This window comes from Sphingomonas sp. SRI_018 (genome assembly GCF_057586275.1).
The window spans coordinates 25,216-48,585 of the sequence record NZ_JBYCZO010000007.1; the positions used below are offsets into that span (position 1 = coordinate 25,216).

Here is a 23,370-nt window from a genome sequence, read left to right on the forward strand (position 1 = left end):
AGTCCTCTGAATTCGGTTCCAGTGCAGCGCATGTTTCTAACAAGCTATCCCCTCCGGGACGATCCGGCGAGCGTGATCCACACGGTCATGGCATGCGGCCCCGCAGCGCCATGATGGAGTGAGTCAAAGCTCCCGCCTGTCTCGCAGCGGCTTGACCCTGACGCTGCGTCATCCCCGATAGGGCGATTCGCGTGAAGATGAGGGAACGGCATGCGCACGGTTCGGCAGGTGGCGAAGGCAGCTGGGATCAGCGTGCGCACGCTCCACCATTACGACGCGATCGGTCTGCTGAAGCCTGGCCATGTCGGGGCCAACGGGTATCGCTACTATGGCCGCACGGAACTGCTGAAGCTGCAGCAGATCCTGTTCTACCGCGAACTTGGGCTGCCACTGAGCGAGATCCGGTCGATCCTCGATGATCCGGATTTCGACTCGCTCGCAGCGCTCAGAGGCCATCGGGAGGCCCTGGCCACGCGAATAGAGCGGTACGGCGACCTCATCCGCACGATCGATCGCACGATCGCGTCAATCGAGAAGGATGAAGCAATGGAAGACCACGAATATTATGCGGGCGTTTCGCCCGAGACACGGGCGCGCTGGGAGCGCGAAGCCATCGAATTCTGGGGCGAGGATGCGGTGCGCGCTGCGCAGGCAAAGGCACGCTCCTTCTCAAAGGAGCAGGTCGCCGCCATTCAGGCGGAGATGGAGGCGATCCGGAGCGATTTCCAGCGGCTGTTCGCCGAAGGGGCGGCGCCAGGATCGGAGGCAGTGCAGGCTGTGACCGCCCGGCACTATGCCTGGGTTTCGCACAGCTGGACGCCCGACGCCGCAGCGTTCAAGGGCCTCGGCCGGCTCTACGTCGAGAATTCCGAGTTTCGAGGGACCTATGAGGACGGAGCGTTGGCGGGCACGGCCGAGTTCATAGCCGAGGCGATGGCTATCTATGCCGATCGATCGCTCTGAGCGGTCGGCGCATCGGCCGTCGAGAGGTCGACTCGCAGCCTCTCACGCGACCGCTGCGAAGCCTTTGACTGTGCCTTCGCTGGATTGTTCAGGCGGCTACGATCCCGCATCGAGATGGACGCCATCCACGAGGATCAGGCTACGCACGAGAGCTTGGTCACGCACTTCAAGCGCAGCGGCATATTCTGGTGAGGCATACCACCGTTTCGCTGTGCCGGTGTCGGGAAACTCCACGATCACAAGAGCGGAGGGGCGATGTTGCCCCTCCAATACGTCGATCTCTCCGCCCCGAACAAGATAACGTCCGCCAAACGCTCGGATCGAGGCCGCCGCGAGGGTTCTGTATGTCTCGAAGGCGGCGGCGTCGCGCATGGTGACATCGGAGATCAAGTAGGCTGGCATCTAGCTACGCCTCTCTCATTTACAGCCGACATCGTCGGCAGCGGTCGACCGACCACAGGATCACCGGCGCGTCGATCTGCTCCCGGTCAACCGTAACCTCGCGAGTTCCCCTCGTCTTCAAACCAGCTGCAATTCGACCCGGCGGCCGACAACCGCCGCCGCCCGCTGCAGGGTCTCGATAGTGACGTTGCCATCATTGGGGTCGAGCAGCCGGTTCACCTGGGTGCGGCTGGTATGCATCATAGTCGCGAGGCGGTTCTTGCTGAGCTTGCGCTCGCGCATTGCTTCGGCGAGCTGCCAGGCGATGACCTCCTTGATGGCCTTCGCCTGAAACTCGGCCAGCACGCCTTCCTCTTCGAGGAAGCTGTCCAGCGTTGATCCCCTGTGGGGATTGTCAGCCATTCTCGATCTCTTTCTTGCGCTCGCGCGCCAGCTTCAAATCCGTCGGCGGAGTCTTCTGCGCCTTCTTGATGAAGTCGTGCAGCGCATAACGGCCATTTTAGCTCATGGTGAAGCTGAGAGGCTTATGCCTCTGCGATCATTGCTATCGAGACTTTCATATCGGATATGCGCACCGGCATCTTCGCTCCCTGTCGGGCAGGTGGGCTTTTAGGAAACCATTTAAGCCATTCCTCATTGGCACCCGCAAAGTCTTCCTCGTCGGCTACAATCAGCGTGGCACTGACCGCCTTGTCCAAACTGGTGCCGGCAGCCTCCAGAATAGCAGAGATGTTGCGAAGGCATTGTGCGACCTGGGCCTGCACCGGACCGCTCACGAGGCAGCCTGTGACTGGGTCAATAGGCGCAGTTCCTGATACGAAAACCAATCCCGCGGCCTTGACCGCTTGGCTATAGGAGGGTGGCGCCTCTGGGGCGGCCGGCGTGGCGATTATCGTGCGCGACATGATGGTTGTTCCACGATGGGTCATCTAAGCCGACTAAGCTCGGCCAGACACGGCCAGAGTCAAGGACCAGAATCACGGCCGTATCAATATTCGGGCCCACGATGGTCAGCTTCAGTTCGACCGCATTCGGACATCAAATCTAGAGGCTTAGTAGGTTGCAGTCACCGCGATGCTGGCAATGACTCCAATGGCTTCGGGGCGCCTCTATGCATACTCTTGCCGCGCGAAAGGACTTGTTGCTGGCGCGAGTAGAGCGCTCCCATTCGACTGCACGTCGGCTTATGGAGCGCGGCTGAGTCCGTTGAATGACCGATTGAGGGCGCTTACCCGTCGTGGGTGGATATGGCTGAAATCGAGCGGTCACTTTGGGGAGCTGGATCGCGAAGTGCCCCCGTCCCACCAAAATGACGGATTAGGAGGCTAGATTCTACTCGCTGCACCATCGGCAATGCGCTCGAACAGTGACTTTCGCGCGAGTGCTTCTTCAAGTCCCGCCAGCGCTCAGTCACTCTGCCGGCTTCGGCATCGAGCGCTCGCACCGCATCGTCAAAGGCAGCCCAGAGCGGCCGCAATTGCGCGACAAGACCTTGCTGGACGGAGAAAGGTGAGCACGCGCCGACGCGCATCGCCCGCGCCTCGCGTCCCTCGTCGAGCGCGCTCGGCCTCGCCTTTCGGCGTAAAGCGATCGGCATAGCAGACGGCAGTGCCCTGCTCGCCCTCGCGGACATGCCCGCCGAGGAGAAGGGCCTGGCGGTAGGTCAGTCAGCGCTGCGTCGCATAGCCGCGCGCGACTGCTGCCGCCCACAGGATCAGCACGTTGATCCCCGAATAGTGCCGCGCGCTCACGGCATTGGCCGGCAGCGCGCAGCCGCACCGTGCGCTGTCCACGACTGCACCCAGGGCAGCCGCCCCTGCTCCAGCTCGGCGATCACCCGCCGGGTCACCTCGCCATAGAGGTCCGCGCGATGGCCGGTATCCCTCATGATCCTCGCTCCTTCTTCCAAAACCACCGCACCCGGCGCCGGAACGGCGGGGTGGGCGGCAGAAGCGGACCGGCAGTCCCGCCACCGGCGGCGGGCCGCACCCGCGAAGCAGGCTGGACGCAGTGGAGGCCCCCGGCCGAAGGCCGAGGTTGCGGCGCGCCGCGGCGGGACTAGAGGGGCGCGACGCCTACCCCGCCGCACCGGTGCCGGAGGCACCAGCGCCAGCGCGTGCAGGCGGGCCTCGGTCTCCGTTCTTAGAAGGTGTACCCCAAAGACACACCATAGGTGATCGGCTGGGCATATCGTCCCGCGCGCAGCGAGAGCGAGTTCTGGCTCATGCTCGCCATGTATTTGCTGTCGGTGAGGTTGCGCCCGAACACCGAAAGCCGCACGCGCTCGTCCAGCGTCAACGTGGCGGCCGCGTCGAGCGTCACATAAGGCTTCTGGCTCAGGCTGTTGTCGAAGGTGAAATAGACGCGGCTGCTATAGTAAGGCGAGAGCGTGATCTCGAACTCGTCATTGTCGCCGACCGATGTGTGGTAGCGAACGGTCGAGCTGGCCGTGAGCTCCGGCGAGCGCACCATGGTTTTGCCACTGACGTCGAGGCTGACGTTCGCATAGAGCGCACCCTGGAAGAAGGCTCCGCCGCCAAGCGGGATCCAGGTCGCCGGGTTTGAGGGCGCGTCGACATAGCCGGGCGCATTCTTGAAATCGACATAGCGGCTATGCGTATAGGCGACCGCCGCCCGGATATCGAAATTGGCCCCGAGGCGAAGCGAGGCGTCCACTTCGGCGCCATAGATGCGCGACTGCGGCACGTTGAACAGCTGAGTGAACACGGCGCCGTTCGCGCCCGACACGGTCGCGTTCACCTGCGTGTCCTTGTAATCATAGTAGAAGGCGGCGGCACTGACCGAGAAGGTCGGCGATGCCGACTTGAACCCGACCTCGAAGGCATCGACCGTCTCCGGGCGAACGCCTGGTCCTGTCGCCGTCGTCGAATCGAACACGCCGCTTTTGAAGCCCTTGCTGTAAGTGGCGTAGACATTGGCGTCCTTGCCAAGCGCGTACCGAAGGCCGAGCCGCGGCGTCCATTGCTTGTCGGTCGCGTCCTGAAAGCGCGTGAACGGCGACGGCGCGCTGACCCCGAAGGCGCTCCGTGAACGACGGTCCTCATGGCTGTAGCGGATGCCTGCGATCAGCGACAGATCGCCGAACTTGTAGGTGCCGTCGGCATAGCCGGCGATGGCGTCGATCTCGCCTTCGGCAATGGACAAGGGAACGCCGTTGGTCGTGAGAAACGGCACTTTGCCTCGGTTCCGATAATAATAGACGCCGACCACGTAGCTGAACGGCCCGGTCTCCTTCGACGCGAAATTGATTTCCTGCGTGAAGGTCCTGTTGCGGACGCGCAGCGCCAGTGCCTGATTGAGATAGCTAAGGTCGAGATCGTTCACCGTGTCGAGCTCGTTGCGCAGAAATGCCGTGAACGAGGACAAGGTGCCGCCCCCCAGCTCGAGCCGGGCCCGCGCGCTATACTCGTCCGTCTGGGTGCGGATGCGCTGCAGCGTGTTGAAGGAGGAATCGAAGCGATCCGTCGCGATCGGCCCGCCCAACAACGCGACGAGCCGGGCCGGCTGGAAGTTCCTGGTGTCGGCGCCCGACGGGTCGTCGAGTTCGGCATGCGCGGCAGTGAAGATGATCGAGAAATTGTCGGCAGGTTTCACCAGCAGCTTACCGCGCGCCGTGAAGTTCCGGCCCTGATTGGTGATCCGGTCGGTCCGCAGGTCCCGCACATAGCCGTTGGAATAGCGGTACGCGACCGAGCCATTGACGGCCGCCCTGTCGCCGAGCGGCACGTTGACATAGCCGCTCGCGCGGATCTGATCGAAGCGCTCGTACGAGGTGCTGATGCGGCCGGAGAGCGTGAAAGCGGGATCGAGAGTGCGCAGCAGGATCGCGCCGCCCGTGGCGTTGCGGCCGAAGAGCGTGCCCTGCGGCCCCTTCAGTACTTCGACGCCCGCGATGCTGGCGAGATCGAAGATGTTTCCGGTCGGCGTCGGATAATAGATTTCATCGACATAAACTGCGACATTCTGCTCGCCGCTCGATGATGCGAGGGTCGATCCGATGCCGCGAACCGTCGGCGACAGGCCGTAGACGGCGCGCTGAAGATAGATGCCGGGCGTCGCCTTGGTAAGGTTCTCGAGCGAGGTCGGACCCGTCCGCTCGAGATCTTCCGACGAGGCGGTCGCGACCGAGATCGGGACGTCGACCAGGCGCTCCGATCGGCGTTGCGCGGTGACGATGATGTCGCCCTCGCTCGCAGCGCCGTCCTGGACAGCCGGCGCGGGTGTCGTAGCCACCGCGTCCGCCTGCGGGGCGGGCGACGCGGGCTGGGCATTCTGCGCATGCGCGGCGCCGGCCCAGGTGATCGCGAGCGCCGACGAGATTGTCTTCAGCATATGCCTGTTCACGATGCCCCTCCCCGTTTTTTGAACGTCCTTGTTTTGTGGCCATCAGTCTTCGCGTGGGCGACGGCAGGTCAAATGCTGAATAGCGCCGTCCCATGATCGGCAGGAATACGAGCGTTGTAAGCGCCTGTTGCCTGGGTCCGGCTGACGGCTCAGGCCATTCCTCCAGCGCATCGCAGATCCGCGGCTTTCCATAGCGTCCGAGCCCGGCAATGACCAAGGTGGCTCATGGGGTCAGCGCTTCCGGCGCGCGGATATCCGCTGACATTTCGCTGGAGGAATAGCCGCAATGATCGCCATCATCGCCACGTTCGCCGTCAAACCCGGCTTCGCCGCGGAGTTCGAGGCCGTTTTTACCGAATTAGCCACTAATGTCCGGGCCGAGGAGCCCGGCAACCGGCTCTATGCCTTGACCCGATCCAAGCGCACGCCCGATGTCTATCGGGTTCTCGAACTCTATGCCGACAAGGACGCTGCCAAGGCGCATGGCGCGGCCGACTATCTGTCCGCCGCCGGTCCGCGGCTCGCGGCCTGCTGCGAAGTCGATCCCGCCATCGAGATCCTCGACGTCGTCGGCTAGAACGAGGTCGACGGCAGCCAGCCGCTGCAGTCCGCTTCCTCAGCCGCTCCTCCCTTCGCGGCGCCCGCTCAAGATCAGAGCTCTAGCTTGCGAGCGGCATCGCATCGAGCAACGCCTTGGTACGCTCCTCGATCATCGGGAGCACCGCACGAGTCGTATGCACATAGAGCCGGTTCTCGCGGATCGCATCGCGCACCATGTCGCCGACTGCGTCGGGCGCGACACCGCCGGCGATGTACCTCTTCACGTCTTCCCGCCTCGCCGACGCTGCAGCCCTCTCCTCCGACGAGATTCCCTCGGTCGGCCTCGGCCGCAACGCATCCGTTCGATCGACGATGTCCGTCGCGACCGGTCCCGGACACAATATCGTGACGCCGATCCCCTTCGGCTGGAGCTCGAGTTCGAGCGCTTCGCTCATCCCGACCACGCCGAACTTCGCGGTACAGTAGAGCACCCCGCCCGTTCGCGCGACCAATCCGGCACCGGATGCCGTGTTGACGATGTGTCCGCCGGCACCCCGGTCGATGATCCGCGGCAGGAACGTCTGGATGCCGTTGACCACTCCGCCCAGGTTGATGCCGAGGCCCCAGTCCCACAGCTCATAGGTGAGCCGGCTGGCAGGCGCGCCGCTGGCCACCCCGGCATTGTTGACCAGGATCGACACCGGTCCGAGCGCCGCTTCGGCCTTTTCCGCCACTTGGGCAAATGCGTCGCGGTCGCGGACATCGAGCACAGCGGTGTAGACCTCGGTCACCGGGCCGAGCTCGGCCCTGGCCCGCTCGAGCGCCTCCGCGTCGAGGTCGACGAGCGCCAGCCTGGCGCCTTCACGGGCAAGCGATCGCGCGATCCCCAGCCCGATGCCGTTGGCGCCCCCGGTGATGAAGGCGGCGCGATCAGCGATGTCGGTCATGACCTGTCCAATCGGATGCTACGTCGTGCTGTCGACTGCGCTTCATTCCGCCGCGGCAGCGGCCGCCCGGCGCGCCTCGATCGCTTTCTCGATCGTCGCGCGCATGGCCGACGGCATGCTGTCGATATCGATGGGCAGGCCGTGATTGAGCATCGCCTGCATGTGGCCGATCTGGTGAAGATGGAAACCGAAATCGGCCGAAGCCTTGCGGCCCATCTGATCCTGGGCGAAGTTCATCGCCTGCTTAACCAGCTTCATCGTGAACGGATTGCGGGCCGCGATCGCCTCGGCCAGCTCCAGCGTGCGGGCGGAGAGCTCCTCCCGGGGCACGACGCGATTGACCATGCCGCGGCGAAGCGCTTCCTCGGCGCTCATCCAGCTGCCGGTCATCAGCCATTCCTTGGCCTGCCGCACGCTCATCTCATAAGGGTGCTGCCAGAACTCGATGCCCGCGATTCCCATCTCCACTGCCGTCGCGTCGCGGAAGCGCGCGTCGTCCGCGCAGACGATGAGGTCGCACATCCAGGTGAGGATGATGCCGCCCGAGATGACCGATCCCTGGATCTCGGCGATCACGGGCTTGGGCGCGTTGCGCCAGCGCTCGCTGATCTCGAGATAGATCTCCCGCTCGCGGGCATAATAGCCTTCCCAGCCCTTGCCCTTGTAGTCGCCCCATAGGCCGACGACCTGGTCCGGCTTCGGCATGGGCGCTTCATCGCCGCTGATGTCGTGGCCCGAGTTCCAGTGATCGCCGGTCGCCGCGAGGATGATCACGTTGATCTGGTCGTCTCGGCAGGCGCGCTTGAAGGCGCCGTCGAGCTCGTAGGTCATCGTGACCCCCTGCGCGTTCCGCCGCTCCGGGCGGTTCATCACGATCCGCGCCACTTTCGGCGCGGGGGTCTCGTAGATGACCTGCGTGTACTCGCGACCTTCGGTGGCCATATCACTCTCCCTTCCGGATTCTCTGGATCGACGGACAGGCGCCGTCGTCATTTGGTGCCCGACCTTCCTCCGGCCACGGCGTCAGCGTCAAATTCCTACACAGAGCCAGCGATGAGCTGGCGGAATGCCGCGGTGCCGGCGGTCAGCCGGCGCGTCGGCGCTCGTTCAGGTCGGCGATGATCCGTGCGTGGGCCTGCTTGTTGATGCCGTAGAGCAGCACCAGCGCAGCGCCCGCGACCGAGAGCAATGCAGCACCCGGCCCATGGGCGAAGCCGAGCCACGCCGCCGTGCGTTCCGGCAGGTGGGATACGCTTGGCTGCGCCGGGAAGTTCAGGATCTGCAACACGAGCCCCGCGATCAGGACGCCCGCTCCCGTCGCCGTGTTCTTTGCGAATTGCCACCCCGAAAAATAGAGCCCCTGACGCTGGGTGCCGAACAGATGCTCATGCTCGTCGGCGGCGTCAGGAATGATCGACAGGAATGCGATGATGGTCAGCGCCATCATCGCGCCCCCGATGAACGACGTCGTCGCGAGGAAGCCGACCAGCGATCCTCCCGTCAATTGCAGGAGGCCGAGCAGCTTGAGGGTGGCGGGCAAGGCATGACAGCTCAGCATGCCGATCATGCTGAAGACCAGCATCGTGCGCTTCTCGACGCGTCGGGCAAAGGGCCCGGCGAACGGGGCGCCGAGAACCATTCCGAGCACCACGGCCATGCCGATCCCCTGGATCTGGCCCGGACTCAGCTGCCAGAAGAAGGTTGCGACGTGGAGCGCGAGCGCCTGGTGCACGCCGGCCTCGATGTTGAATAGGAGCGCGGCGGCGAACAGCAGGCGGAAGGTGCGGTTGCGGAACATCTCGGCCATCTCGCCGAACAGGCGGCGGTGAAGTGCCGGTCCAGCCTCACCACCGTCCACCTCCGGCGGCAGTTCCCGCATCTTCAGCCCCTGCCTGATCGCGACCGCCGCGCCGGCGAGCACCAGGATGCTCAGCGTGAGCGTCAAGGGCAGATAGGCCGCGCGCCGCGACACGCCGCCCGGCCCCGCGAAGAAGATGCCATAGCCCAGCATGATCACCGCCACTGTGCCGAGAATGCCGATTCCCCAGCGCCATACCGCGACCGAGGAGCGCTCGGCATAATCTTCGGTGAGCTCGGCGCCGAGCGCCTGGTAAGGCACGGTGAACAGCGACAGCGAGATGCGCAGCGTGACCGAAAGCAATGTCAGCCACAGGAACAGCACGGTCTGTCCCAGCGTCGCGGGCAGGCTGAAGATCAGGTTGAAGGTGAGCACGATCGGCAGCAGCGACAGCGCCATGAACGGGACGCGCCGGCCGTAGCGGGATCGCCAGCCGTCGGACAGCGAACCGATTAGCGGATTGACGATCGCGTCGATCACCACCCCTGCGCCGATCGCTAGCCCGGCAAGCCCGCCCGGCAGGCCGCATACCGCAGTCGCATAGAAGAGGACGAACGCGTTGAGCGTGGTCTCGATGATCAGCTCGACCGTCTGCCCGGCCCCATAGCCGATCTTGCGCCCAAGCGGCAGCCGCGCCGCAGTGATCGATTGCTCCGGCGTGGCTTCCAGCTGGCCTTGCGCGATCGCGCTTATCGGCAATGCCTCGAACTTGGCGGCCATTCCCGCTCCTCTCCATCGTCATTGGGCCTGCTTCCGACCGGCCGCGGTGGTCCAGGAGGAGCAACATGCTGTCAAGCGCCGGCACGCCGACATGCCCGACCGGGTCCAAATACTTTCCGCGATATTTCAATAGCTTGATTAGGCAAAGCGTACTCCGTCCATGCCCTGCCCGCATAAGTCGTGATCATAAGGAATGGACGTGTGGTACTGCCAAGAGTCCGGAGCCGAATTCAAAGACCTGCGGCTGAATGGCCCCCATGCGCCTCGCCGAGCAGCCCGGCCGCCTCGCGCAGCGCCGCGACGAATGCATCGCGGGCAGGACGGACCTCGGCGCGCGAAGTCGCCAGCGCCAGGCCGATCTGGATCGGCGATCCCTGCACGGTCAGCTGCGCATAGCCGATGCGGTCGCCGCCCGGGATGCGCGCAACCGCCGGCGCCAGCGCGATGCCGATCCCGCTTTCGACCAGCGCGATCAACGTGTGGAGGTGCGCCGCTTCCTCGACGATCCGCGGCTGAAATCCCGCCATCGTGCAGGCGCTCGACGAGAGATTCTGGTAGCTCGGAAGCCGGACCCGATCATAGCCGATGAAATTCTCGTCACCCAGTTCCTCGAGCCGTACTTCCCCGCGTTGCGACAATGGGTGCGCTTTCGGCAGCAGCAGGATCATCCGCTCTCGCGACAGCTCTTCGACCACCACCCCTTCCACGTCGAACACCGGCGTCCTGAGCACACCGACGTCGAGCTCCCCTGCCTCCAGCGCCTGGATGATCTCCAGCGTCGTCGCTTCGCGCAGACGAAGGTCCACGGCGGGCCGCCGTTGCCGAAAGAGCGGCACGACCTTCGGGATCAGCGCATAGACGGCCGATCCTACGAAACCGACGCTCAGCTCTCCGGCCATGCCTTCTACGGTCGCACGAGCGGCTTCCCACATCGTGTCGATTTCGGTGAGGATCCTTCGTGCATGCGGCAGGGCCGCCGCACCGGCGTCGGTAAGTGCGACCCCGCGCGCTTGGCGGTCGAACAGCGGAAGACCCATTTCCGCTTCCAGCTTGCGGATCGAGATCGAGAGCGGTGGCTGGCTCATGTTGAGCACGCGCGCCGCCCGGTGAAAGTTCAGCGTGTCGCCAAGCGCCACGAACTGCCGGATTTGCCTGAGTTCCATGATATATCCTGTATATCACTTACGATCAAAACAGTATTGGATCATGTATTGGTGAGCCCGTAGAGTCGAGGCGTTGAGGGCATGAAGGGCCGGAAGAGGGCTCGCCCCATCAGCGGGAGGGGTAGTGAATGGTCGTGCGCCTCGGTTCATCTGCAAAGGGTTCCCGGCCGCGCCGACTGGGCGTTGCCCCGGACCGGCTGCATCCAGACGCAGCCGCATGGCGGCCGTGAGCTACGACTATATCGTCGTTGGCGCCGGTTCGGCGGGCTGCGTCGTCGCCGCGCGGTTGAGCGAACGGCACGATCTGCGGGTGCTGCTGCTGGAGTCCGGCGGTGCCGACAACAGTATCCTTCTCCGGATGCCGCTCGTCTTCACCACCCTGCGCAACAATCCGGCGTTCGACTGGGGATACAAGACCGATCCGGAGCCGGGCGCGGCCAACCGGATGCTGCCGGCGGCGCGCGGCAAGGTGCTGGGAGGGTCCTCGTCCGTCAACGGGATGATGTATTCGCGCGGCCATCCGCATGACTATGACGAGTGGGCGGAGCTGGGCGCGAGCGGCTGGTCCTTCGACGAGGTCCTGCCCTATTTCAAGAAGTCCGAACGCAACTGGCGCGGCGAAGGCCCGATGCACGGCGGGAACGGCCCGGTCAGCGTGGTTCCCTACACGAGCGACGAGCCGGTGGCGCAGGCCATCTGCGACACCGCGCGCCGGCTGCAACATCGAGTGCTGGACGATTTCGAGGCAGGCGATCCCGAGGGCTTCGCACTCCCCGACAGCACCATCCATCGCGGGCGCCGTGCCAGCACCTCCAAGGCCTTTCTGGGTCCGGCGAGGCGCCGCGAGAACCTGACCGTCGTCACCGGCGCCCATGTCAGTCGAATCGTGATCGAACAGGGCCGGGCGGTCGGCGTGCGCTATGTACGCGACGGCCGCGAGAACTTTGTCCGCGCGGATCGCGAAGTCGTACTTTCGGGCGGCGCCTATGCATCGCCGCAGATCCTGATGCTGTCGGGCATTGGCCCGGCGGATCATCTGCGCGAGGTCGGCGTGCCGGTCGTGCACGAGCTGCCAGGCGTCGGCATGAACTTGCAGGAGCATCCGCTGGTGCCGATGGGGTTCGCGGCGCGAAAGCCGTTCCGGTTCGGCGCGCGGCTGCGCGCCGATCGCCTGGCATTGTCGCTTGCCGACTGGCTCGTTCGCGGACGCGGGCTTCCCTCGACCGTTCCGCTCAACTGCATCGCCTATCTCAAGTCCGATCCCGGTCTGTCGCGACCCGATCTCGAACATGTCTTCATGTCGACCAATCTGCTCGCGCGCCCCTGGTTCCCGGGCTGGCGCAAGCGGACGCCGGACATGCTCACCTCACTCAACGTCCTGCTCCGCCCCAGGAGCCGCGGCTGGGTCAGGCTGCGATCGAGCGACCCCACCGACCTGCCGCGTATCCAGTTCAACCTGCTCCAGGAAGCGGACGACCTGCGCCTGCTCCGCCATGCGCTGCGCTGGACGCGCGAGTTCGTGCGCCAGCGGCCGCTCGCCGACCATGTCGGAGGCGAGATCTTCCCGGGTGCCGCGCTGGACGATGATGCCGGCCTCGACGTCTTCATCCGGCAGGCCGTGTCGACGGCGGAGCATCCGACCAGCTCCTGCGCGATGGGCGTCGGAGAGGATGCCGTCGTCGACCCCGAGCTCAGGGTGCGCGGGATCGCGGGCCTGCGCGTCGCCGACGCTTCGGTGATGCCCAGATTGATCGGCGGCCATACCAATGCGCCGTCGATGATGATCGGCGAGAAGGCCGCCGATTTGCTCAAAAAGCAGATGTGAGATCGCCAATGTCCCTATCGATCGAGCCGAGCGAACCAACCCGAGCGAGCCTGAAGCGACCATTCCAGCTGCTGATCGACGGCGAGTGGAGCGAGAGCAGCAGCGGCGAGTGGCTCGAGGTCGTCAATCCGGCGGACGGAAGCGTGATCGCGTCCATCCCGGCGGGCGGCAGGGAAGACGTCGATCGCGCGGTCCGGGCCGCGCGCCACGCGTTCGAGCGCGGTCCCTGGTCGACCATGCCGCCAGGAGAGCGCGCGAAACTGCTGTGGCGCATCGCCGATCTGATCGAGGCCCGGCAGGAGGAGTTCGCCGAGCTCGAAACGCTCGACAACGGCAAGCCGATCATGATGTCGAAACGGCTCGACGTGCCTGCTTCGGTCGCGACGCTCCGCTATTGGGCGGGCTGGTGCACGAAGATTTCGGGCGAAACGCGGGCCGTCGACATGCCCGGCGAATATCTCGCGATGACGCTTCGCGAGCCCGTCGGCGTGGTCGGATTGGTCACGCCCTGGAACTTCCCGCTGCTGGCGGTCGTCACCAAGCTCGGTCCGGCCCTCGCCGCGGGATGTACGGTCGTCCTCAAGCCGGCCGAGCAGACCTCGCTGACCGCGCTCCGTCTCGGCGAGGTGGTGCGGGAGGCGGGTATCCCCGCAGGCGTGGTCAATATCGTCACCGGACTGGGTCCGGTCGTCGGCGCCGCGCTCGCCGAGCATGACGACGTCGACAAGATCTCGTTCACCGGATCGACCGCGGTCGGCAAATCGCTGATCGGCGCGGCACGCGGGAATCTCAAGCGCCTCACGCTCGAGCTCGGCGGCAAGTCCCCCACCATCATCCTGCCCGATGCCGACCTGGACAAGGCCATTGCGGGAGCCGCCAACGCGATCTTCCTGAACAGCGGCCAGGTCTGCGTCGCCGGCTCCCGTCTCTATGTCGCACGCGAGCAATATGACGCGGTGCTCGCGGGCCTCACTCGGATCGCAGGGCATTTCAAGCTCGGGCCCGGCCTCGATCGCACGACCGTGATGGGCCCGCTCGTCTCCGAGAAGCAGCAGGAACGCGTGCTCGACTATGTCGACGGCGCGCGGAGCGAGGGCGCGACCGTCATCGCCGGGGGAAAGGCCGCGGGAGACCGGGGCTATTTCGTCGAGCCGACGATCATCCGCGACGTCCACGCGCAGATGCGGGTGTGCCAGGAGGAGATCTTCGGCCCCGTGCTGGTCGCGACGCCGGTCGACAACCTCGACGAGCTGGCCGCGCTCGCGAACAATACGGTGTACGGCCTGTCCGCAAGCATTTGGACGCGCGACATCTCCTCCGCCTACAGGCTCGCGAGGAAGATCCGTGCCGGAACGGTGACGATCAACAGCGGATCGATCGGCGGCCCGAACATCCCGTTCGGCGGTTTCAAACAGTCGGGCTGGGGACGCGAGAACGGTGTCGAGGGCATCGAGAGCTTCACCGAATTGAAGACGGTCATCACCGCGCTCTGAACCGGCAGGCTGCCGCGCGCCGCTCGCCAACGCCGCGGTGAAACAGTTGATGGAGATTGGAATGTCGATCGAGCCGCCCCGGACAGGCAGCAGCGAGGCGCCGCTCGGCCAGGGCCTGTTCTGGCAGGATATGCGGGTCGGCGCGACGTTCCGCACCTATACGCGCACGATCACCGAAACCGATCTCGTCAGCTTCGTCACGCTGACCGGCATGACCGACAGCACCTTTCTGGACGCGACGGCGGCGGGGCCGATGGGTGAGCGCCCGGTGCCCGGTGCCCTCACCTATTCGATGATCGAGGGATTCATCATCCAGTCGCTGATCCGCGGAACCGGCATCGCGATGCTGGGCTGCACGCAAGAGGCGATCGCGCCCGTCCATGTCGGCGACACCATTCACGCGGTCGTCGAGTTCACGGGCGTGCGTCCGACTTCTCAGGGGAACCGGGCGATCGTGGACTCGGCGATCACCATCCTCAATCAACGGGCCGAGCCGGTGCTGCGCTACACGTCGCGGCGGATGATCGCCGGTCGGCCGGACGGTCCCCGGTAACGACGATGCTGCCGCTCGCGAACATCCGGGTCATCGACCTTACCACGGTGGCGATGGGCCCTCTCGCCGCCCAATGGCTGGGGGACTTCGGCGCCGACGTCATCAAGGTCGAGGCGCCCGGCGGCGATTCCACGCGCCAGACCGGCCCGGCGGTCGAGGCGGGAATGGCCGCCACCTTCCTCAGCACCAATCGCAACAAGCGAAGCGTGGTGCTCGACCTCGCCGAGGCCGGAGGCCGTGACGCGCTGACCCGCCTGATCGACGGCGCCGACGTCCTCATGCACAATATCCGGCCGCAGAAGCTCGCGAAGCTCGGCCTCGAGCCTGCGGCGCTGCTCGAGCGGAATCCGCGGCTCGTCTATGCGGGGCTCCACGGCTTCGGCGAGGCCGGGCCCTATGGCGGTCTTCCCGCCTATGACGACATCATCCAGGGCTTGTCCGGGTGCGCCGACCTGGTGCGGCGACAAACGGGCGAGGCGCAATATTTCCCGACGATCACCGCCGACAAGACGACCGGGCTGATCGCCGCGATGGCGATTCTTGCCGCGCTGACCGGTCGCGCCGCCAGCGGCCGCGGGTCGATCATCGAGGTGCCCATGTTCGAGAGCATGGTCGCGTTCAACCTCGTCGAGCATCTCTATGGCCGCTTGTTCGTCCCGCCGCGCGGCGAGATGGGCTATCCGCGCGCGCTCTCCGCGCATCGCCGTCCCTTTCGCACCAGCGACGGGCATGTCTGCATGATGCCCTATACCGATACCCATTGGCGCGCCTTCTTCGCCGAGGCCGGCGCGCCGGAGCATGCGTCGGATCCGCGCTTCGCCACGATGGCCGCGCGCACCGCGAATATCGACGCGCTGTACGCGATCGCCGCGGACCTGATCGCAGGGCGCAGCAGCAGCCATTGGCTCGAGCTATGCGCACGCATTGGCCTGCCTGCGGCGCCCGTCAGGTCGCTCGACGATCTCATGGACGATCCGCATCTCGAGGCGGTCGGCTTCTTCTCGAAGCTGCACGATCCGGCACTGGGCGAGCTGCGCCTGCCGGGGGTGCCCGTCCTGTTCGACGGCCGTCGTCCGCCGCTGGCGATGCCGCCGCGCCTCGGCGAGCACAATGACGAGGTGCTGGGCCCGCTCGGCCTTACGGACAAGCAGGACGCAGAGCCGGCCGGACCGCCGCTCTCACCGGAAAACACGCAAACCGGAGCCTAGGCGCGAAATGCTCGATACATCCACTCGAACGATCTTCTCCGACGATCATGCGATGTTCCGCGACAGCGTGCGCAAGCTGTTCGAACGCCACCTCGTGCCGCACCTTGACGATCATGAACGTGATGGAATCGTCGGCCGGGAGTTCTGGCTTCAGTGCGGCGAGGCCGGCCTGCTTTGCCCCACCGTCGACCCCGCATATGGCGGGCCCGGCCTCGATTTCAGCTACAATGCGATCGTCCAGGAGGAGCTCGCCTATAGCGGGTCGAACGCGGGCCTGATGATCCAGAACGACATCACCGCCGAATATATCGAGGCCTATGGCTCTGAAGCGCAGAAGCGGCGCTATCTGGCGAAGATGGTCAGCGGGGAATGCATCACCGCGATCGCGATGACCGAGCCTTCGGCCGGTTCGGACCTGAAGGCGATCCGCACGAGCGCGAAGCGGGATGGCGACGGTTATGTCATCAACGGCTCGAAGATCTATATCACCAACGGCATCAATGCTGATCTGGTGATCCTCGCCGCGAAGACCGACGCCGCGCGCGGCGCGGGCGGCATGTCGCTGTTCCTGGTGGAAGCGGATACGCCCGGCTTCGTGCGCGGCCGCAAGCTCGACAAGATCGGCCAGCGTTCGGGCGACACCGCCGAGCTCTTCCTCGAGGACCTGCGCGTGCCCGCCGAGAGCCTGCTCGGCGAGGAGAATGCCGGGTTCGGCTATCTGGTGACGCAGCTGGCGCAGGAGCGGCTCTCGGTCGCGATCGCCGCGCAAGCGGCCGCACAGCGCGCATTCGACGAGGCGGTCGCGTTCACCAAGAACCGCGAGGCGTTCGGCCAGCGCGTGTTCGATTTCCAGAACACCCGGTTCGTGCTCGCCGGCATCAAGGCGGAGCTGCAGGTCGGCTGGGCGCATCTCGACTGGGCGATCGCCAGGCACATCGCAGGCGCGCTGGACGCGCCCGCCGCCTCCGCCGCCAAGCTCTGGCACACCGAGCTCCAGGGCCGCGTCGTCGACGCCGCGCTGCAGCTGCACGGCGGCGCCGGCTACATGAACGAATATATGGTCGCGCGCCTCTATCGGGACGCGCGGGTCACGCGAATCTACGGCGGCACGAGCGAGATCATGAAGGAAGTCATCGGCCGGTCGCTCTGACCGGCCGGCCTCGACACGAGCCGAACCCGCGGCGCGGGCGAAACCTCACTCAAACGGGAGATTGCGACGTGAAGATCGAAGGATTGGCGGCGGTGGTGACCGGAGGCGCCTCGGGCCTGGGCGGCGCGACCGCGGCCTGGCTGGCCGCAAAAGGCGCGAAGGTGACGATCCTCGACCTCAACGAGGAGGCGGGACGCGATCATGCCGAGGCGATCGGCGGCTTCTTCGCGAAAACCAACGTCGCCGAGGATGCGAGCGTCGAGGAAGCGCTCGCGGCGGCCGAGGCGAAGCACGGCGTCGCGCGCATATTGGTGAACTGCGCAGGCGTGGCGCCGGCAATCAAGACAGTCGGCAAGGAGAATGTCGCGCATTCGCTCGATGCCTTCCGCCGGACGATCGAGGTCAATCTGATCGGCAGTTTCAACGTCCTCGCCAAATTTGCGGCGCGCCTGGCTGCCGCCGACCCGATCGACGAGGAGCGCGGCGTGATCGTCAACACCGCCTCGATCGCGGCCTATGACGGGCAGATCGGCCAGGCCGCCTATTCAGCGTCGAAGGGCGGAGTCGTGGGCATGACCCTGCCGATCGCACGCGATCTGTCGCAGCATCGCATTCGCGTCGTCACGATCGCGCCGGGCATCTTCCTCACGCCGATGCTTCAATCGCTGCCCCAGGCGGCACAGGATGCGATCGCCGCTCTCGCCCCCCATCCCTCGCGCCTGGGCAAGCCCGACGAGTTCGCGCAGCTCGTCGAGGCGATCGTCGCCAACCCGATGCTCAACGGCGAGGTCATCCGCCTCGACGGCGCCACGCGCCTCCCGATCCGCTGACCCTTTTCTGCAAAGGAACACCGATGCCTGAGGCCTATATCGTCGAAGCCGTCCGCACCGCCGGCGGCAAGCGCAAGGGCGCCTTCGCCGGAATACATCCCGCCGATCTCGGCGCGGCTGTCCTGAACGCGCTGGTCGACCGCACCGGCGTCGACCCCGGAGCGGTCGAGGACGTCATCGTCGGCTGCGTCACCCAAGCAGGCGAACAGGGTTTCGCCTTCGGCCGCAACATGGTCATGGCCTCGCGCCTCCCCGACAGCGTGCCGGCGGTGACGATCGACCGGCAGTGCGGCAGCTCGCAGCAGGCGCTGCACTTCGCCGCCCAGGCGGTGATGTCGGGCACCCAGGACATCGTGATCGCCGCCGGCGGTGAAAGCATGACGCGCGTTCCGATGCTCTCGAACCTGACACTGCATGCCCGGGCCGGCATCGGGGAAGGTCCGTGGAGCCAGACCATCAAGGACCGCTATGGCGTCGCGGAGTTCAGCCAGTTTCACGGTGCCCAGACCATGGCCGACAAATATGGACTCAGCCGCGAAGAGATGGACGCCTATGCGCTCGAGAGCCATCGCCGCGCCGCCGCGGCGATCGCGGGGGGCGCCTTCGCCGATGAGATCGTCCCCGTCGTCACCGCCGACGGAACGGTCACGCAGGACGAGGGCGTGCGCCTCGACGCCTCGCTCGAAGCGATCGCATCGGTGAAGCCGATCGCCGAGGGCGGCACCATCACCGCCGCGAATGCCAGCCAGATGACGGACGGCGCCTCGGGCGTGATGGTGGCGAGTGTGGCGGCGCTGAAGCGTTTCGGCCTCGAGCCCCTGGCGCGCATCCACAATATGACCGTGACCGCAGGCGATCCGGTGATCATGCTCGAGGAGCCGATTCCGGCCACGGCGAAGGCCCTGGCGCGCGCCGGCATGCGCCTCGACGACATCGACCTGTTCGAGGTCAATGAAGCGTTCGCCTCGGTGCCGCTCGCCTGGATGAAGGCGCTCGGCGTCGATCATGATCGCGTGAACGTCAACGGCGGCGCGATCGCGCTCGGACATCCGCTGGGCGCCTCCGGCACCAAGCTGATGGCGACGCTCGTGCACGCGCTTCGGGCGCGCGACAGGAAATGGGGGCTCCAGACGATGTGCGAGGGTGGCGGCATCGCCAATGTGACGATCGTGGAGCGGCTCTAGGGTCATTCCCGGCACGCATATGCGCACCAGCTTTGTCCGAGGTCGGCGCGTCCTCCCTTTTGCTAGTCTCGCCGCAAGGCGCACTGCCGCTCTGCGGTGACGCAATCCTGACGGACGAAGAGGAGTCGATTTGGCAAGCGAACAAGCGAAGGTTGCGGGAGCCGGCTCCGCGGAAATCCCGATCGGCAACCTGCTCGCCCATCACGCATGCGGCGATCCGGCCCGCCCCGCGGTAACCTTCGACAATGCGACCATCAGCTTCGGCGAGCTCGAGGCGCGCGCCAACCGCAAGGCGCGCCAGCTCGCCGCCCTTGGCGTACGCGACCAGGAGGTGGTGACCATAGCCCTGCCGAACGGGATCGAATTCTATGAGACCGCCTTCGCCGTATGGAAATTGGGAGCCACACCGAACATCGTATCCGCGAAGCTACCGCCTGCGGAGCTCCGGGCGATCCTCGAGCTCGCGGGACCGCGGCTGGTCATCGGCGAAGCGTCTGCGCGTGCCGAAAGCTGGCCGTTTCTGCTCGCCGGAACCGCAGCGGACGAAACCCTCTCGACGGACCCGCTGCCGTCGAAGATCGCCTCGCGTTGGAAGATTCATACCAGCGGCGGCTCGACCGGACGTCCGAAACTGATCGTCGCCAAGCAATCGGGCGTGCACGATCCCGGTAAGCTCCCGAGAGAGCAGCAACCGGGGGACGCGATGCTCAACCCGGGCCCCCTGTACCACAATGCTCCCTTCGTCGGCGCCTTCCATTCGCTGTTCGGCGGCAATCACGTCGTCGAGATGGGCCGGTTCGATCCGGTGCGCGCGCTCGAGCTGATCGAGCGGCACCGGATCGCCTGGGTCAATTTCGTGCCGACGATGATGAGCCGCATCTGGCAGCTCCCGGCCGAGCAGCGCGAAGCCTTCGACGTCTCGAGCCTTCGGCTGGTGTTTCATCTGGCCGCGGTCTGTCCGCAGTGGCTCAAGCAGGCCTGGATCGACTGGCTCGGCCCGGATCGCATCATGGAAATCTATGGGGGCAGCGAGCTGCTCGGCGGAACGATCATCACCGGGCGGGAATGGCTCGCGCACAAGGGCTCGGTCGGCAGGGTCCAGGCCGGATTCAGGATGCGCATCCTCGACGAGAATGGCGAGGACTGCGCGCCGGGCGAAGTCGGCGAGATCTACTTCCTGCCCGACAAGGGGCCGAACTCGACCTATGAATATGTCGGCGCCGAGGCGCGGTCGGTGGGCGGCTGGCAGAGCTACGGCGATCTCGGCCATGTCGACGAGGAAGGCTATCTGTACATCGCCGACCGGCGCACCGACATGATCGTGTCGGGCGGCGCCAATATCTTCCCTGCCGAGGTCGAGGCGGCGCTCGATCAGCATCCCGACGTCCGGTCCTCGGTGGTGATCGGGCTCCCCGATGCGGATCTGGGTCATCGCGCGCACGCGATCGTCCAGGTCGCGCGGAAGGCCGCCGCGCATGCCGATGCCGATGCGCTCCGCGCCTTCCTCGCCGGCAAGCTGGTGCGCTACAAAATCCCGCGCACGTTCGAGTTCACCAGCGAGGACCTGCGCGACGATGCCGGCAAGGTCCGCCGGTCGAAATTGCGGGATGAGCGGATCGCCGGCGCACCGTGAACCATGCGCATGGCCCATTGGCCGAAGAAGGCGGCACAGCCCTCTGGCCAGACCCAGCCATTCGTAATAGGAATGGCTCCATGATCGACCGGCGTCTCGTTTATGTCGTCGCGACCGCGCGTAATGGGTCCTTCACGGCTGCAGCGGAGCGTGTCGGCGTAACTCAGTCCGCAATCACCAAGAGCGTCGCCGATCTCGAACAGCAGCTCGGCTACGCCATTTTCAACCGCACCGCGCGCGGCGTGATCCTGACCGAAGAGGGACGCAGCTTCGTCGAGCGTGCGTCTCGCCTTCTCGACGAGTCGCAGGATCTGATGCGCGGGGTGGCGACCGGCTCGGACCCTTATGCCGGCATGCTCCGAATCGGCGTATGCCCGGCCTCACTCGAGTGGCTGCTTGTGGAACCGCTCTCGACCCTGGTCGGCCGGCACCCCAATATCCGGCTCAACATCATCGGCGGCAGCTACGACAGCATCGTCCAACAGCTTCGCACCGGCGCGGTCGATGTAGCGCTTGGCTATGAGGCAGCTTTTCAGGAGCAGCCCGACTTCCGGCGCGACCCGCTGGCGCCGCTGTGCACGACCTTCTTTGCGCGGCAAGGACACCCGATCTTCGAGGCGCCCGAAATCACCAAGCACGAGGTGTCGCACTACGACCTGATCCTGCCCTCGGTGCCGTTCTTCTACAATTTCATCTGGCGGAAAATCTACGAGGGCTCGAGCGTCGACATGCAGGACAGGCTGCACGTCGTCGACTATTTCCCGATCATCGCTCGGCTGGTGCGCAAGACGAACGCCATCAGCGTGACGTCGATCAACCATACCCGGACAAGCGAGTTCGAGCGGCATTTCCGCGCGATACCGATTCCGGATGTCCTGCCCCCCTCGCCGCTGTGCTGCGCGACGAGGCTGCGCTGGACGCCGCGCCCCGCGGTCCGCGCATTCGTCAAGGCCTGTCGGGAGTGGATGCCGGTGCCGACGCCGGCAAAGGCCGAATAGAATCGGCCCGCTTACGCGACGAAGCTCCGGCCGTCCGCGAGCCATGCCCGCCGCTCCGCCTTCAGCGCGGACCTGCGGACCTTGCCGGCATCGTCGCGCAGCGGCACGCCGCTCAGCTCGTAGGACGCCGGCCATTTATACTTGGCGAGCCGCTCCTCGACATGCGCGGCGACCGCCGCACGGTCGAACGGCTTGCCGTCGCGCAAATGAAGGATCGCGTGCACCCGCTCGCCCAGATCCTCGTCCGGCAAGCCGATCACGGCGGAGGAGGACACGAGCGGATGCTCGTCCAGAACGGCTTCCACTTCGGCCGGATAGACATTGGCGCCGCCGCGGATGATTAGATCCGACCGGCGGTCGGCGAGAAACAGATAGCCGTCCGCATCGACATAGCCGAGATCGCCGATCGAGTAGCCGCCCGATGCGTCCGTCTTGGCTTCCGCGCCGATATAGCGGAACTTGGCCGTGCCCTCGGCCGAGAAGAACACCTCGCCGACTTCGCCGACGTCCGCCTCGGATCCGTCGTCGCGCAGGATTCGCAGCGAGCCATGCGTGCATTTTCCCACCGAGCCGGGCTTGGCGAGCCATTCGCGACCGGTGATCGCCGTGCCGCCGCCTCCCTCCGTGCCGCCATAGGCCTCGAAGATCCGGTCGGGGCCGAGCCATTCGATCCACGCGCGCTTCACCCATTGCGGACAGGGCGCGGAAAGGTGCCAGAGTGCCTTCAGGGACGACAGGTCATAGGCACCGCGGACGCTTTCGGGCAGCGCCAGGATGCGCTGCATCATCGTCGGAACGACCGCGACGAACTCGATTCTGTGGCGGTCGATCAAACGCAGGAACTCTTCCGGATCGAAACGGGCCATGCCGACGACATGTGCACCCGCGAGCAGGCTGAAGCTGGTGAACAGGAACGGCATATTATGGTAGAGCGGCCCCGGATTGAGCATCGCGCCGCCATCCGCGAGCCCATGCCGGGCGAGCGGAGCATAGGGCGCCTTTTCGGGATCGACGAACGCGGGCATCGTGTCGACGATGACCTTGGGCCGACCGCTGGAGCCGCCGCTCGCGACGGCCTTCCAGCTGCGCGCGCCGGCATCCTCCACCGGAGCGTCGCTGTATCGGTCGAGTGCCGCGCCGGGAGCAATGGCGGCTCCCTCGAAGGCGAACGGGACGCAGCCGATCACGGCCGCCGGTTTCGCCAGCGAGATGATCTCGCTCGCCTCGCGCCCCGGCAGCTTCGACGGCAGGAGAAACGGGGTTGCCCCGGCCTTCCAGACGCCGACCACGGCTTCATGGAACTCGGCGCAATTGGGCAGCATGACGACGACGAGATCGTCCCGCTTCACCCCATGCGACGCGAGCATGCGCGCGCGCTGGTTCGACCGCCGGTCGAGATCTTCCCAGCTGAGCGAGCCGTCAGGATAGGTGATCGCGGGCTGGGCGCCCTTTCGGCTGGCATGGTCCTGGAGAATCGACGCGAAGGATTTGACGGGCATGCTGGTTTCCGTTCCGACAGGCGAAGCGCCTTCGAGATG

Annotated in this window: 21 protein-coding genes and 1 pseudogene; 11 read left to right on the forward strand and 11 right to left on the reverse strand. The window is 65.8% G+C overall.

Translation table 11 applies throughout. The annotated features are described in order from the left end of the window. The first annotated feature begins 210 nt into the window (after positions 1-210). Entirely contained in the window at positions 211-963 is a 753-nt protein-coding gene (locus AC2YHA_RS19115; protein ID WP_487402909.1) for a MerR family transcriptional regulator, read from the forward strand. A gap of 96 nt (positions 964-1,059) precedes the next feature. Here the strand turns inward: AC2YHA_RS19115 and AC2YHA_RS19120 are convergent, their stop codons facing one another. The 6 genes and pseudogenes from AC2YHA_RS19120 to AC2YHA_RS19145 all read right to left on the reverse strand — a co-directional run bounded on the left by AC2YHA_RS19120 (position 1,060) and on the right by AC2YHA_RS19145 (position 5,730). Then, positions 1,060-1,365, reverse strand: coding sequence for a DUF1330 domain-containing protein (locus tag AC2YHA_RS19120; RefSeq protein WP_487402910.1), 306 nt, complete (start codon positions 1,363-1,365; stop codon positions 1,060-1,062). Between the two features lie 117 nt (positions 1,366-1,482). Further along, entirely contained in the window at positions 1,483-1,767 is a 285-nt protein-coding gene (locus AC2YHA_RS19125; RefSeq protein WP_487402911.1) for a Fis family transcriptional regulator, read from the reverse strand. Next, the gene (locus tag AC2YHA_RS19130; RefSeq protein ID WP_487402940.1) at positions 1,760-1,849 is read right to left on the reverse strand and encodes a hypothetical protein; all 90 of its coding nucleotides are present in this window, start codon (positions 1,847-1,849) and stop codon (positions 1,760-1,762) included. The genes AC2YHA_RS19125 and AC2YHA_RS19130 overlap by 8 nt, the downstream gene beginning before the upstream one ends. Positions 1,850-1,889: 40 nt before the next feature. Continuing rightward, positions 1,890-2,294, reverse strand: a complete 405-nt coding sequence (locus tag AC2YHA_RS19135) for a RidA family protein (protein ID WP_487402912.1) — start codon at positions 2,292-2,294, stop codon at positions 1,890-1,892. Between the two features lie 522 nt (positions 2,295-2,816). Continuing rightward, positions 2,817-3,253 (reverse strand): annotated as a pseudogene (locus tag AC2YHA_RS19140) (ArdC-like ssDNA-binding domain-containing protein). Between the two features lie 254 nt (positions 3,254-3,507). Further along, complete coding sequence (locus AC2YHA_RS19145) at positions 3,508-5,730, reverse strand: TonB-dependent receptor (RefSeq protein ID WP_487402913.1); 2,223 nt, start codon at positions 5,728-5,730, stop codon at positions 3,508-3,510. A gap of 286 nt (positions 5,731-6,016) precedes the next feature. Between AC2YHA_RS19145 and AC2YHA_RS19150 the strand changes: the two genes are divergently transcribed. Continuing rightward, positions 6,017-6,307: a putative quinol monooxygenase gene (locus AC2YHA_RS19150; protein WP_487402914.1), complete on the forward strand. Its 291-nt coding sequence runs from the start codon at positions 6,017-6,019 to the stop codon at positions 6,305-6,307. Between the two features lie 82 nt (positions 6,308-6,389). On the opposite strand, the gene AC2YHA_RS19155 is transcribed toward AC2YHA_RS19150, so the two are convergent. The 4 genes from AC2YHA_RS19155 to AC2YHA_RS19170 form a co-directional block, all read right to left on the reverse strand. Then, positions 6,390-7,217, reverse strand: coding sequence for an SDR family oxidoreductase (locus AC2YHA_RS19155; protein ID WP_487402915.1), 828 nt, complete (start codon positions 7,215-7,217; stop codon positions 6,390-6,392). 42 nt (positions 7,218-7,259) lie between these two features. Next, the gene (locus AC2YHA_RS19160) at positions 7,260-8,159 is read right to left on the reverse strand and encodes an enoyl-CoA hydratase (RefSeq protein WP_487402916.1); all 900 of its coding nucleotides are present in this window, start codon (positions 8,157-8,159) and stop codon (positions 7,260-7,262) included. Positions 8,160-8,301: 142 nt separating this feature from the next. Then, entirely contained in the window at positions 8,302-9,795 is a 1,494-nt protein-coding gene (locus AC2YHA_RS19165) for an MFS transporter (protein ID WP_487402917.1), read from the reverse strand. Positions 9,796-10,025: 230 nt separating this feature from the next. Then, positions 10,026-10,958 carry a LysR family transcriptional regulator gene (locus AC2YHA_RS19170; RefSeq protein ID WP_487402918.1) on the reverse strand — a complete coding sequence of 311 codons (933 nt, stop codon included), beginning with the start codon at positions 10,956-10,958 and terminating at the stop codon, positions 10,026-10,028. A gap of 217 nt (positions 10,959-11,175) precedes the next feature. Between AC2YHA_RS19170 and AC2YHA_RS19175 the strand changes: the two genes are divergently transcribed. From AC2YHA_RS19175 to AC2YHA_RS19215, 9 genes are all read left to right on the forward strand, one after another. Next, positions 11,176-12,783 carry a GMC family oxidoreductase gene (locus tag AC2YHA_RS19175; RefSeq protein ID WP_487402919.1) on the forward strand — a complete coding sequence of 536 codons (1,608 nt, stop codon included), beginning with the start codon at positions 11,176-11,178 and terminating at the stop codon, positions 12,781-12,783. An 8-nt stretch (positions 12,784-12,791) separates the two neighbouring features. After that, on the forward strand, positions 12,792-14,276 hold the full coding sequence (locus AC2YHA_RS19180) for an aldehyde dehydrogenase family protein (RefSeq protein WP_487402920.1): 1,485 nt from the start codon (positions 12,792-12,794) through the stop codon (positions 14,274-14,276). A gap of 61 nt (positions 14,277-14,337) precedes the next feature. Beyond that, positions 14,338-14,829, forward strand: a complete 492-nt coding sequence (locus AC2YHA_RS19185; RefSeq protein WP_487402921.1) for a MaoC family dehydratase — start codon at positions 14,338-14,340, stop codon at positions 14,827-14,829. A 5-nt stretch (positions 14,830-14,834) separates the two neighbouring features. Further along, positions 14,835-16,037, forward strand: a complete 1,203-nt coding sequence (locus tag AC2YHA_RS19190; protein ID WP_487402922.1) for a CaiB/BaiF CoA transferase family protein — start codon at positions 14,835-14,837, stop codon at positions 16,035-16,037. 7 nt (positions 16,038-16,044) lie between these two features. Next, positions 16,045-17,187 carry an acyl-CoA dehydrogenase family protein gene (locus tag AC2YHA_RS19195; protein WP_487402923.1) on the forward strand — a complete coding sequence of 381 codons (1,143 nt, stop codon included), beginning with the start codon at positions 16,045-16,047 and terminating at the stop codon, positions 17,185-17,187. A 68-nt stretch (positions 17,188-17,255) separates the two neighbouring features. Beyond that, positions 17,256-18,017, forward strand: coding sequence for an SDR family NAD(P)-dependent oxidoreductase (locus AC2YHA_RS19200; protein ID WP_487402924.1), 762 nt, complete (start codon positions 17,256-17,258; stop codon positions 18,015-18,017). 23 nt (positions 18,018-18,040) lie between these two features. Beyond that, positions 18,041-19,201, forward strand: coding sequence for an acetyl-CoA C-acetyltransferase (locus AC2YHA_RS19205; RefSeq protein WP_487402925.1), 1,161 nt, complete (start codon positions 18,041-18,043; stop codon positions 19,199-19,201). A gap of 130 nt (positions 19,202-19,331) precedes the next feature. After that, entirely contained in the window at positions 19,332-20,834 is a 1,503-nt protein-coding gene (locus AC2YHA_RS19210) for an AMP-binding protein (protein WP_487402926.1), read from the forward strand. A 17-nt stretch (positions 20,835-20,851) separates the two neighbouring features. Then, complete coding sequence (locus AC2YHA_RS19215) at positions 20,852-21,832, forward strand: LysR family transcriptional regulator (RefSeq protein WP_487402927.1); 981 nt, start codon at positions 20,852-20,854, stop codon at positions 21,830-21,832. An 11-nt stretch (positions 21,833-21,843) separates the two neighbouring features. On the opposite strand, the gene AC2YHA_RS19220 is transcribed toward AC2YHA_RS19215, so the two are convergent. Then, on the reverse strand, positions 21,844-23,331 hold the full coding sequence (locus tag AC2YHA_RS19220) for an AMP-binding protein (RefSeq protein WP_487402928.1): 1,488 nt from the start codon (positions 23,329-23,331) through the stop codon (positions 21,844-21,846). Between the last annotated feature and the right edge of the window lie 39 nt (positions 23,332-23,370).

Bases quoted from the DNA above. Each gene is read 5' to 3' on its own strand.
- AC2YHA_RS19115 (WP_487402909.1), top strand. From the start codon at position 211: ATGCGCACGGTTCGGCAGGTGGCGAAGGCAGCTGGGATCAGCGTGCGC.
- AC2YHA_RS19120 (WP_487402910.1), bottom strand. From the start codon at position 1,365: ATGCCAGCCTACTTGATCTCCGATGTCACCATGCGCGACGCCGCCGCC.
- AC2YHA_RS19125 (WP_487402911.1), bottom strand. From the start codon at position 1,767: ATGGCTGACAATCCCCACAGGGGATCAACGCTGGACAGCTTCCTCGAA.
- AC2YHA_RS19135 (WP_487402912.1), bottom strand. From the start codon at position 2,294: ATGACCCATCGTGGAACAACCATCATGTCGCGCACGATAATCGCCACG.
- AC2YHA_RS19150 (WP_487402914.1), top strand. From the start codon at position 6,017: ATGATCGCCATCATCGCCACGTTCGCCGTCAAACCCGGCTTCGCCGCG.
- AC2YHA_RS19155 (WP_487402915.1), bottom strand. From the start codon at position 7,217: ATGACCGACATCGCTGATCGCGCCGCCTTCATCACCGGGGGCGCCAAC.
- AC2YHA_RS19160 (WP_487402916.1), bottom strand. From the start codon at position 8,159: ATGGCCACCGAAGGTCGCGAGTACACGCAGGTCATCTACGAGACCCCC.
- AC2YHA_RS19165 (WP_487402917.1), bottom strand. From the start codon at position 9,795: ATGGCCGCCAAGTTCGAGGCATTGCCGATAAGCGCGATCGCGCAAGGC.
- AC2YHA_RS19170 (WP_487402918.1), bottom strand. From the start codon at position 10,958: ATGGAACTCAGGCAAATCCGGCAGTTCGTGGCGCTTGGCGACACGCTG.
- AC2YHA_RS19175 (WP_487402919.1), top strand. From the start codon at position 11,176: ATGGCGGCCGTGAGCTACGACTATATCGTCGTTGGCGCCGGTTCGGCG.
- AC2YHA_RS19180 (WP_487402920.1), top strand. From the start codon at position 12,792: ATGTCCCTATCGATCGAGCCGAGCGAACCAACCCGAGCGAGCCTGAAG.
- AC2YHA_RS19185 (WP_487402921.1), top strand. From the start codon at position 14,338: ATGTCGATCGAGCCGCCCCGGACAGGCAGCAGCGAGGCGCCGCTCGGC.
- AC2YHA_RS19190 (WP_487402922.1), top strand. From the start codon at position 14,835: ATGCTGCCGCTCGCGAACATCCGGGTCATCGACCTTACCACGGTGGCG.
- AC2YHA_RS19195 (WP_487402923.1), top strand. From the start codon at position 16,045: ATGCTCGATACATCCACTCGAACGATCTTCTCCGACGATCATGCGATG.
- AC2YHA_RS19205 (WP_487402925.1), top strand. From the start codon at position 18,041: ATGCCTGAGGCCTATATCGTCGAAGCCGTCCGCACCGCCGGCGGCAAG.
- AC2YHA_RS19220 (WP_487402928.1), bottom strand. From the start codon at position 23,331: ATGCCCGTCAAATCCTTCGCGTCGATTCTCCAGGACCATGCCAGCCGA.